This is a genomic window from Clostridium sp. AM42-4 (genome assembly GCF_003480105.1).
GTDB lineage: Bacteria > Bacillota > Clostridia > Lachnospirales > Lachnospiraceae > Brotaphodocola.
Window position 1 is genome coordinate 171043 of record NZ_QUIK01000006.1, and the last position, 11852, is coordinate 182894.

Genomic DNA, 11852 nt, shown 5'->3' on the forward strand with positions numbered 1-11852 from the left:
GATGGAAAGTATCAATCATCTTACTAGGCTTACGGCTGCGTTTTTAGGGCTGACCATTCTGGCTCTGGGAATAGCTGCTATCTGGCTTATCCGGATGAGAAAAAAGAACTTAAAGACAAAAAAGGCAGAAACAGAAGAAAGAGGGCTGTTTTCCCAGACGGATGAACTGGTACCGATTGATGAGATCGGGCCGGGGGTCATCGTGACAAATGGTGGGAAGAAATTTGTTGTTGTACTAAAATGCGGTGGCAGCGACTTTTACACAAAGCCGATTGGGGAAAAAGTAAGGGTCAAAAATAATTATGCTGCCTTTATTTCAGAATTTACGTCCAGGGTTACATACCGCATATATGGGGAAGACATTAACATGGATGGCACTGTCCGGGAATATGAGAAGATCTTAACCGGTCTTCAGGACATGCTTTTTGAGACGAATGAAGATTATAAAGCTCTCCGGAAAGAATTTGAAACAGTAAAGAGTGATTTTGATTCCGCAGAAACCCGGGAGCGTTCCAAACAACTGCTCCTGCTCCAGAAAAAGATAAAAGCATACAGTTGGCGCATCCGTCATGTGGAAAGCCAGCTGGCCTATATCGCGAAAGTGTCAGGACCGGATGCAGCTAGGCAGAACCTTATTCAGACATATGTACTTTCCTGGAGCGCTCCGCCGGACCTGGCAACGGTCCTAACGAAAGAGGAACTGTATCAGGAAGCTACAAAACATTTAAAAGAAGATATCAAAAAGCTGCTTCACAACCTGGTGGAGTGTGATGTAAAAGCGGTGCCCTGCAGTAAAGCGGAGCTCTTTAATATGCTCCATACGCATTATCACCCGATTACTGGAAATAGGTTCCGCTATGATGATCTGCTGGAGTCCAATTGGGACAGCCGGATCATGCCGTACCGGGAGGACACGGATTTAGAGGAATCCTTTACGGACGAACTGATTGATGAAATGTTATACGGAGGACTGCAAAATGGTTGATTTTCTTATGATGTTCAGTCTGTGCATCTGCGTTTTGTCGGGCGTGACGTTACTGATCGTACATATCGGGTCTAAGAAAAAGCAGAAAAAAGAAGAGGCGGAAGAGAAAACAGGATGTACTGTTTTTCATAGCGGGACGAAGAATGTGCCAAAGCCCATAAAAGAGCGTGCCGGGATTTTACAGGTGCTTGCGCCGGATGGTGTGAATACCATGCCGGTATCTTACATGACGCTGGATGATAACGGGATTGAACTTTATTATGCCGGTCTCTATATCGACAAACTGCCTGTAGAGGGCCGGTTTGCCCATAGTTTTGCCGGGATCTTCAATATGGATTATGTGGAGTCCACGGTCATCATAGACCCGCTCTTAGAGGAATCCCAGAAAAAGATCAACCGCCGGATCCGGTCACTGGACATGGAACGATCCGGGGAACGGGACAGAAACAGGCTCAGAATTTTGGATGGAAAGATTGCGGATGCAGAGCGGTGGGCCAGACAGATCGACTCTGACCAGTCAACCCTGTTTGAAACATATTTTCTATTCTTGATCCGCGCGGAAAGCTTAAAGCTTTTAACAGAACGGATTTCCGAGTTTATTTCCAGGGGAAAGGGGATTGGTTTTCGTTCCTGTTATGCGATGCATAAGGAGGCTTTTTTAACATCCCTCCCACTTAATGAGATATTTGAAGCAAAAATATCTGTCGGGAAAAATCTGAGTGTGAGTAAAAAGCCGATCAAGGGACATATTTTAAGCCAGGCCTATTTATCCCTGATCTTTAACCATACCACGAGCGAATATTTCCATGAAAAGGGCTGCGTATTTGGCCGATCTATCTATTCTGGAATGCCAGTTACGTTTGACCCGTTTGATAAGACCCATTTCTCCTATGGAGCCGTGATCGCTGGGCAGTCCGGATATGGAAAGTCGGCAACCGTGAAGCAGCTGTTTTCCAGGCAGGTGGATTTCGGCGTGCATATCGCGAACATTGACTATGAACCGCTTCCTGGCGATGGAAAGAGAGGTGAGTATTCTATAGTGGCAGAAGCAGTAGGAGGAGTCAATTATCTGATTTCCAATTATTCCGACTCCCAACTTAATTTTTTTGAGATCAGCGATGAGTATGAATATAACCGGGCAACCGGAGAGGAGATACCAACGCTGTATCTGGAAGAAAAGATTGTGGACATGACGAATATCCTGATGGTACTGGCAACCAGTTTTACGACCAATGGCATGGTCGGTGAATTTGAGCCGACGGAATATTCCCGTATTAAATCCATTATTTCAAAGAATGTAAGGAAAATCTATGCTGACTGCGGCCTTCGGGACAAGGATGCAGCGTCTCTTTATGAAACGGTGCCAGCATCCGGAGGATCCTTTGGGTCAGGGCGGAGAAAGAAGCGGCTGCCCCAGATGCATGATTTTTATCGTGCAATATTATTGGATGCGCGGGAGAATGTGGACAACTTCAAAGAAAACGCGTTCTCCCTCCTGTTGGATATATTTGAGGATCGCGTGCGTGAAATGTATTACTGTCCTCATTGCATGAAGGAATTCACAAGAGAAGAGCTGTCCACATTAAAAAGAACCGAGAGAGGTGCCCATGTCTGTAATAATCATGAAGAAGGCAAGATCTATTATCTGCGGGAAATTCATGGCAGTCAGGCATACCTAGATTGCCAGTCCACGCTTTCTATTGATATGTCGCTGCCGTTTCATAATTTTGATCTGTCGCAGATCACAGATGAGACGGAGCGTATTAACATGATCATGGTCGTGCAGTCTTATATTGAAGAAAACTTTATCAAGAAAAACTCTACCAATCCGAATAAGGCCCGGAAACTCATAGTGTCCACCGATGAGGCACACCGTATCCTGAAATTTGAAGGAGCACGCATGTTTGAGAATGCCCTATACCGCGTAGCGCGTAAACGTCATACAGCTCCATGGCTGATCCTCCAGTCCGTAAAGGACTTTGCAAAATACCAGGATACAGAGGAAATCTTAAAATCCACGGAGACCTTTATGCTGTTTCGCCATAACTATCTGGATGGGCAGTACATCAAAGATACTACAAACCTTACCCAGTCCCAGGTAGATACGGTACTTAATCTGGGCGGTACATCCGAGGCGAAAAAATATGGAGAGCTATGTCTGGTTGACATTCCTACGAAGCGCGCAGTGTTCATCCAGGCGGATTATCTAAAAGACAGCGAGTTTGATGTAGTGGAAACAGACGTAGAAAAGATTGCAGAACACGCAAGGATGAAACAGGGGGCATGAAGCAAATGAAACATATGCAGAACATCAGCAGAAAAACAATCCAGCTGCTGCTTCTTATAGTTGTACTTACATTCTGCATGGCACCGGTATCTTCTTATGCGGATGGGCCGTGGACGGACCGTGCGGACCAGAGTATTTATGATTCCGCCGGGGACGCACCTGATTCCAGTACACCGGACATGCTGGACGGAGGAATTTTCGCCGAACTGCTGGGGGAGTTTTGTATAGGAATTGGTGACGGGCTGAATTTTTTGCTGACTTCTTTTGGGTGTGACTTAAACGCGATCATATTCGGAAGAGTGGGAGGTGCCTCTGCCCGTACTGGGGACGTGGCGCTGTTTTCCTTTGACATGGGGACCGGCAACATATATGGCCTGGTGGGTATGGCGATGTATGGGTACCTGCGGAACCTGGTTTTTACGCTTATGGTGCCAGTATTCTTATACTACCTGGTTGGTTTCCTCTACTCAAATGGCAATCCGCGGGTCAAGGAACGGCTGCTGGACATGACAAAACTATTTGTTGCCAGCAGCATCGGTTTTATTCTGTTCCCGCAGCTTTTGGGAATTGCTTTATACCTGAGAGATGCCATGCTCCATGCGCTCATGACTGGAAGCCAGTCGATGATCCTTAAGGTGGCGGACAGTGTTGGCTCCGGCGTCAACATGGGGGATAATTCCTATGCCTTTTTCTTTGGTTCGGGAGGAGACTACAACCTGATCAGCCAGTTCCGTGCAATGGCAAAGCCCAACGGTAAGGTCGTGTTTATTAATTCGATATTATATGTAGGCGCGGTCGTTTATCAGGCGTACCTGGCAGTCTGCTATATTTCCGCTGCCGTCTGCATGGTGGTTTTGGTGCTGTTGTTCCCGTTTGCTGCATTGTTTGAAATGGTCGAGCGGGGAACGATATCCAACTGGATGCGGCAGGTGCTTGGAATTTTATTAAACCCGGTGATTGATTCCTGCCTGCTGCTCATCCCCATGTTTTTTATGATCATCGGGACGGCCCAGGAAAGCAAAGGTTATGCCCTGATTGCACTCATTATCTGTGGCTGTATCATACCGGCGCGGGGGGTCATCCGTGGGTTTCTTCATATCGGAAATGGAATGGGAATGGAGCTTGCCGGGTTTGGAACCATTATGGGGGCCACAAGCCTGATGCGATCCATTGGAAGCGGGATTGGAGCAGCGGCCGGTGCGCTGGCCCATGCGTCCTCTGACGCAAAATCCGATAAGAGGAACGCGGATATGATGGATGATCTAGCAGATGTTCAGAAAAAGAAAGACCTGGAAGATGTAAATAAGGGCGAGGAACTCCAGAGTGAAATGGAAGATATCATAGGCAATCATCCGGATTTGAATGCGGATGATGCGGATACATCCTTCGCTTTTGGCTATCGGCCTACACCGAAAGAGGACATACATGAGAAAAGCCCTCATGCCCAGGCAGCAGCGACCGCGCAGAATATTGCCAGTGGTATTGATGCCATCGGAAGAAAGAAGGATTCTTTAAATGAGGATATCCGCTCCAATGATTCTAAAATTGCGTCCATTGGGGAAGAAATTGCCATGGATAATGAACAGATTGCGTCTATGAAGGCTGAAAAACAGGCGATCCAGGCGGAGCAGAATGAACAGAAAAAACGGGGGGATACCCCATCGGTGGATGGATATGCGAGGATCCGGGAACTGGATCAGGGAATTGGCGAAGCGGAGCATTCGCGGTCCATCCGTATGGAAGAACAGTCCAGGCTCCGCGGTGAGAATGCCCGGACGAAGGAGGAAATTGGACGTATTGATGCTCTGTCGGCCAGGGCCCAGAGTGCGATTTCACCATCCAGAAGCAGCTTTGGAGGCGGTGTGAGCGGACTAGGAAGTGGTATATCACAAGAAGAGCAGGAAATACTGGATCAATATGCAACCATTGATAATTTTGAGTCTCCGCAGTTTAAAAATATATCCCTGGAACGGAAAGCGGCGCTGTACCGGGAAAGAGCTGCAAAGACCAGGGTGAGAGGTGCGACAACCGCGGCAGGCACCATGGCCGGGATGACCTTTGGGGCAACGGCTGGGATGGCCATGACCGCATTCAGTTCTCCGGCAGCAAAGATGCAGATGACGGCCATAGGCGGCGCAATGGGTGCAAATGCCGGAAGCATTTTGGGCGAAGTTATGGCCGAGCCGGTATATGAAGGCGGTGTCGAACTTGTAAGAATGGGAGGCCCTCTTCTGCAGAAAGGTGCAACGATCCTGAAAGACAAGGCAGAAGCCTACAGAAACAATCCGGAAGGACTGAATGTTTACGAAGAGGAGCCGCAAAAAATGTTGGAAGTAAATGTGCATTCCTCATCAAAGCCGGCTGTTACGACCGTATCCCAGTCACAGGATAATAATCAGTCATCCGTAGAGACGGTTTCAGGACCGGGATCAAAGGAACAGCCGTCCTATCAGTCAGAAGTGGAAGCAGTAGGAAAAGATGCGGGAGCACAGTCTGGGCCGCAGGTGACTTATACAGAAACGGTTTCAGATGAAGATGCAGCGATCATGCAGCAATTCTATGAGGCAGAAATCCAAAAGCCTGAATTTCGCAGAACTATGCACCATGCGTATACGGACAGCGCGGTGAGTGCAAGGCAGGTTTATTCAGGGCTTAAAAACCGCATGATAAATGCCACAAAAGAGGAACGTGCGGTTGCGAATGAGCAGATCATTGAAACAGCTTTTATGCAGTATACGAACACGATATTGGATAGTCTGGATGCTCCGGAGCATGTGGATCAGATCACATATCAGCAGGCGGTGGAAGACCGGCTACGGGAAGATGAACGCGGCCGGATAGAAAAATATTTAAGGAGTAAACATTTATTGTTTTAACGGAGGAGTATGAACATATTTACAAAAAGGATACAAATGAGGAAACAGAAACGGCTGAAACGAAAAAGTCTGGAAACAGAACGAATAAAAGCACAGCATGGCCTGGAGGATTCAACGGATATCATCATTGTGGAGCATCCCGATACGTTCTCCGTTATAATCCAGGCAGCCGGGCAGATTGTGCGGTTTTTTGCAGCCACTATTTTTGTCGGGTTCTGCCTGCTTGGGCTTTCGTCCGTATGTTTCCCGGGACCGCGCAAAGAAATGGTGGAAATCGGGATCGCACTGATCACACAGCTGCGGGAGTATCTTCCGTTTCTGAATGCAATTTTTTGGAGGTAGATTATGGCAAGACCAGTTCGGACTTCGAACTTATTAAAGGAAACGGCTGCGGATCATGAAAATCTGGACAGGATGGCAGACCAGGAAAGATTGGCGGTCAATAGGGCAGCCACTCAACCGCCTGTTCAGGAAAATGAATCCGTAATAGAGAAAGCAGAGGAAAAAGAGCCGTCTGTACAGGAAAAACTGGATGCGATCCTTCCGGATGACTTTTTTGGTGAATTTGAGGATCTGTTTAATAGTGAAGATGTCCATATAAAAGAGCAGATAAAACAGGATATGTCGCCGGATATTTTGCTGAAGGCCCCTGCAACTGTGACTGACGATGGGGCAGCGCAGGCGGTTTCAGAAGCAGCAGAAGAAAAAGCTGATGAAGAAGAAATTGCCCAGGCAGTCAACGAAAATACTGCTGAAAAAACGGGCAAAGAGATTTCTGTAGAGGCAGTAGAGAAAGCAGAGGAAGCGTTAAGACCAGAACCAGCTGCGGCCAAAACAGAAAAAATGCCAGACCTTTTGCCGGATACCCAGACACAGGAACCCAAACCCACAGTGACTGCCGGTAGAAAAGCTTTGGTAGAACCCATTCCAGAAACACGGGAACCGGAGAAAGTTATCAGACGTATGCCGGCGGAAGAGGATCTAACGCCAATGCATACGATAAACAGGGCAGTCCGGCGGACCTATAAACAGATCGGTTTAAGCCAGCCGGTTACAAGCGTGTCATTGCAGCAGATGACGATCTCTGTATATTCCCCAAAAGGTGGCGTAGGGAAATCCACCATTGTGAGGGAATTAGCCCATGTCTTATCGGATATGAAGAGAAATGGAAGACGGCTTAAAATTTTGGTGCTTGATGCAGACTGGGAATTTGGGGATGTGGACAGTGCGTTTGGTATCTGCCCATCACCCAATGTAATGGACTGGGTAAAACGGATCTGTAAAGACCGAGAGTGTCTGGGATACATTCCGGCCTATTCGCCGGTGGACATCGTATCCAGATATGTAATCGAATACGATGATCAGATTCATATCCTGGCCGGAAGTGATAATGCAATGGAAGCGGCGCGTCTGGATTGTGGCATTGCAGAGGTGATTATGGATAATCTGCGACGCTGCGATTATGACCTGATTTTGGTTGACAATTGCAACACCTTAAAGGATACGACCGTCATTCCACTGGAAAAATCGGATCTGATCCTGCTGATCCTTTCACTGGACACCTCCACGGTGCAGGATGCCCGCAATTTTCTGGATGCGCTCAGTGAATTTCGGATAGAAAAATCAAATATCCGAATGGTTATAAACCAGGTGCCGCTTGATGATAAAAAATGTGAGCTTGGCATATCCCATGTAGCCAGAATCCTTAATATGGAACCGACCTGTATCATTCATACAAATCAGGATGCCAGAAGTTTTGCGAATGTCGGGGAAGCAGCATCAAGTGATAAAAGATCCCTGTTTTCAAAAGAAATCAGAGCCCTTGCCAGGATAGCAGTCGCGGTAGATGAAGAACCGGAGAAGCCAGACAAGGGTTCCGGGGGATTTTGGCGCAGACTATTTGGCAGAAAGAGGTGAGTATGGAAAAGGAATTAGACCTTCTGATCGCAACGGAAATGAGTGGAGACGGTGATTCGGTAGCAGAAGAACTTCGGAGTGTATTTGCAAAACGCGGAGTCACGGTCCACAGAATAGAATTTCGCTCTGGAAAAGACAGTGTGATCCGGTCTGTCCGGGCCAATCCACAAATACACGCGGTGGTACTCAGCCAGTACCAGGATCAGGAAAAACTTTCCCCGCGCGACATTGATCAGATCTGCTCTACGGCGGAAGGTGATCTGCAGGTTTTTGTGGTAGTGTCTGAGATGCGTGGCAGTGACTATATGAAAGAAATTGAAAGCCTGGGAATTTATACGGCCGTCTATCAGGAAGATGCCAGTTTTGAAAAAATCGCAGAATGGTACTGCAACGGCCGGACGAAAAAAGAGGCCCGGGCATATTACGGGGTCGCCGGAGGGGACCATGTGGTCCAGTATCGCAACATGGACGTGAATGCCAGTATCCAGTATCTTTTGGAATATGACGGATCGTACACGGACCTGATCCAGAGAATGTCTGTACTGGTAAATGGGATTCCGGCCAGTCAGGTGGCATCTATCGTCTGCCAGCTCCCGGATCCTATATGTGATATGTTAAAACGGGAGCCGCGCTTTGCCCTGATCTGTCAGATGGCGGAAGAACAGTATGCATACCTTTATAAGCCTTCCGGTCAGCCAGAGAAAGAGGATGCAGGGGAAAAAGCGGACACGGCAAGGGAAGAGCAGCCGAAGAATAAGGCAATACGGCGATTTTTAAGAAGAAAACAGGAGAAAGAGACAGAATGTAAACCGGCAAAGAGGCAGGCATGTGAGATCGGGGTTATGGCGACCAACATAGGGGTTGGATGCACAACCATTTCCATTCTTCTTGCTAATACACTGGCACATGAGGGAAAGCGCGCTGCGATCGTTGAACTGGATGATGCGGATGGATGCTTTGAGCAACTCTGCCGCCAGGAGCGGGAGGAAGAGCAGGTGGATGGGATCACAAAGTTTGCAATCGGAACGCTGGATTACTATTACCATGTTCCGCTTCAGAAATTCCAGCTGGACTATAAGCCCTTATATGATTTTATTGTCTATGATTTTGGGTGTCTGGACCAGAAAACGATTTTTCATGTGTATGCGAGGATGCAAAACCGCTTCATTGTAACATCAAAGGCAGAATGGAAACAGCATGAATTAAAAGAACTTCTGAAAGATATAAAGGGAATGCCTGGGGAAGATGAGTGCAAGGTACTGATCAGTTCCCGCTGTGTCGGTTCGGACTTTGGAGATGTAAAGGAACTTTTGCCGGAGAATATGGTCCTTGCAGCAATTCCATATGAGAGCAATCCATTTTATCCAGGAAAAGCGTGCAGGCAGATCTTTTTAAAACTTCTGGATGGTACATACAAGGAAGAAAAATATAAAAGGAGCAATTCTGTTGAGCAGCGTTTTTCAGAACGGCCGCGCGACTTTAAAAAATTTGGGTTCCGGATAGTGACGGGAGCGCTATTAGTGGCATGTATGGGATTTATGGTATCGGCCTGCAGCGCAAACAACAGGTATAACCGGATGATCACGAAGGCAGATACATTCATTACAGGACTTGAGGAAGAAAACCGGCAGGCGGAAGATGAACTGCAAAAGAAAGAAAAGGAATTAAAGGCCCTGGAGCATGAGGTATATTATGCGCAAACCGACATTCCGGCCGGTCAACTGATAAGCGGAGACATGGTTAAAAAGGAGATCGTGCAGACAGAATTTGATGATAGCTTCTTTATCAATGCTTCGGATTTGGGAAGTGTGGCTGCCAGCATACCGATCAAGGCGGGAACGCCACTTATGAAGGCATTTACTGGTCAGATGTTTCAGGATCCGCAAAATGGTGATAATGACCTGCCGGATCTGGCAGATCTTGAGGATATTGGAATGGAAGGAGTGGAGAGTGCAGATGGTGATTAAACCCTGGTGCAGGTACTTTACAGGAAAATTCATCAGAGCATGGCCGGCAATTACTTTGCATGCTCCGGATATGAATGAAAAACTCTGGGATAAGAAACGGAAGCTGGAGGATGCGTATGACCGCGTCATGTCGGAACTGGAGAATTATAATGGGCCCACTTATGGCGGGGTTACGGAAACGGTGTTTGCATTGTTTGAACAATTTTACCGGAAGGTGCGGATGCTGGCGTTGCCGGTGAGTGGCTTTTCTCTGGTAATTGGTTTTTTGCTTCTATTACTGGTGCGCAGGGACAAGTTGTTGTTCCGCAGGATTTTTTTGACATTTATTGTGGGAATTCCGGGATTTTTTCTCCTGTTTACATGGGGAATCGGAATATTATTAAATTAAGAAGAGGAGGACAAATATATGAGTGAGAATGGAACCGGATTAGAATTATTAGGATTTTTAGGAGGAACCGCGAAATCTAAGGAGGCAGAAGCCCAGAAAAAACTAGATCAGTATGGGTACCTAATGGAGAAGGGAGAACTTTTGACGGACATCCGGTTTACTCAGGAAATCAAGGATAAGGGGTTGCAGGCATATGACGGGGATGTTCAGCTGATTATGCCGACAGAGGAATCCACGCTGTATAAAGGGATTTTCGGTTCAACTTATCTGCTGGAGCGCTGCTACAACGTGAAGATTACCAAAGTTGACCGGGAAACAATGACGGTTTACCTAAGTTATCGGGCTGCGCAGGCGGAATACCGGCCGGCAGCTCTGGAGAAGATAAAAAAATCCATAGAGTCAGGGGAAGAGTTAGAAGTAAAAGCTATCGTGGTCCTGTGCCGGGAACTTCAGAATTACATTGTGGTTGATCTTCTAGGGCTTTCAATACCAGGCGTGCTTCCATTTTCGGAATGGATCCATGGATATGCGGCAAACATCAAGGAACAGGCAGTTTCCGGAAAAATCATTGATGTGAAGATCAAAGGCTACACGAATAAGTCTACAGAAGAAGAGCCGCGGTTCCTTGTTTCCAGAAGAGATTGTGTAGAATCTGAATGGATCGGTATCGAGGAACGTTTCCCTCTGCATAGCAACATTATCATTGAGTGTGTGGAGATGCAGGGGAAGAACTGGATCGGCAAAATTCCGGGAGTTCCCAATATTTCTGTATACTGTTTTTATCCGAACCGTTTATCTCCGACAACAGGCGGACCGATCATTATCAAGATTGGCGGGCAGTATTCCTGTTTTGTGGCAGCCATTGATGCGGAGAAATGTATATTCCGTGTCAGGGTGAAAGATATGGTGGACCGGGGGTGAACTACATAGGCAATTGAATTACCGAGCATCTGATTACGAAGCATAGCTCCGTAGCTTCAGAGGTGCGTCCATGACACCCGTACTGCTACCCAGATGGGTTACACAGCTACTTTTATTGTTTTTGTACTGCTCAGCCCGGTTACGGGCATATCAATTTCTTTACCGGATACGGCATGATACTTTCTCAAAATATTATAAGCTCCTACTGCATCTGCATTGTAGATAACTGCATCTACAATGCAGATGCCACGCTTTTTTCGATTTCTTTTCTCTGCATAAATGTGCGATACTTTTTCTGACTGCGGCGGACATTGACTGGAATAGCTTTCTTCCTGTCTTATCAGGCAAATCCCTTTCATTTTAAGCTTATATTCTAACTGCATATAGATACGGGCATATGGCAGACTGTGAAGCTTCTGGTTGGTTTTCCTCCCCTGGTTTCTCTCTTTACGAATCCCCTTTATATCTCCAATTACAACCGTATGAATATCATTCTTTACACAATAGTTCG

9 protein-coding genes are annotated in these 11852 nt (G+C 46.9%); 8 read left to right on the top strand and 1 reads right to left on the bottom strand.

Annotated features, from left to right (window positions below):
* Position 1 precedes the first annotated feature (1 nt).
* From DW922_RS06795 to DW922_RS06830, 8 genes are read left to right on the top strand one after another with little or no spacing between them, the layout of a single operon-like run.
* A complete protein-coding gene (locus tag DW922_RS06795) occupies positions 2–985 on the top strand; it encodes a hypothetical protein (RefSeq protein ID WP_118542793.1) in 984 nt (327 codons plus the stop codon).
* Positions 978–3272: a hypothetical protein gene (locus DW922_RS06800; RefSeq protein WP_118542792.1), complete on the top strand. Its 2295-nt coding sequence runs from the start codon at positions 978–980 to the stop codon at positions 3270–3272. The genes DW922_RS06795 and DW922_RS06800 overlap by 8 nt, the downstream gene beginning before the upstream one ends.
* 5 nt (positions 3273–3277) lie before the next feature.
* Positions 3278–6148: a hypothetical protein gene (locus DW922_RS06805; RefSeq protein WP_118726147.1), complete on the top strand. Its 2871-nt coding sequence runs from the start codon at positions 3278–3280 to the stop codon at positions 6146–6148.
* A 36-nt stretch (positions 6149–6184) separates the two neighbouring features.
* On the top strand, positions 6185–6490 hold the full coding sequence (locus tag DW922_RS06810) for a hypothetical protein (RefSeq protein ID WP_118542790.1): 306 nt from the start codon (positions 6185–6187) through the stop codon (positions 6488–6490).
* A 3-nt stretch (positions 6491–6493) separates the two neighbouring features.
* Positions 6494–8065: an AAA family ATPase gene (locus DW922_RS06815; protein WP_118542789.1), complete on the top strand. Its 1572-nt coding sequence runs from the start codon at positions 6494–6496 to the stop codon at positions 8063–8065.
* Between the two features lie 2 nt (positions 8066–8067).
* Complete coding sequence (locus DW922_RS06820) at positions 8068–10032, top strand: hypothetical protein (RefSeq protein WP_118542788.1); 1965 nt, start codon at positions 8068–8070, stop codon at positions 10030–10032.
* Entirely contained in the window at positions 10022–10420 is a 399-nt protein-coding gene (locus DW922_RS06825; protein ID WP_118542787.1) for a hypothetical protein, read from the top strand. The genes DW922_RS06820 and DW922_RS06825 overlap by 11 nt, the downstream gene beginning before the upstream one ends.
* 18 nt (positions 10421–10438) lie before the next feature.
* On the top strand, positions 10439–11341 hold the full coding sequence (locus DW922_RS06830; protein ID WP_118542786.1) for a hypothetical protein: 903 nt from the start codon (positions 10439–10441) through the stop codon (positions 11339–11341).
* 98 nt (positions 11342–11439) lie between these two features.
* Here the strand turns inward: DW922_RS06830 and DW922_RS06835 are convergent.
* Positions 11440–11852: IS200/IS605 family accessory protein TnpB-related protein (locus tag DW922_RS06835; protein ID WP_147353371.1), on the bottom strand; the 413-nt coding region annotated here is incomplete at its 5' end.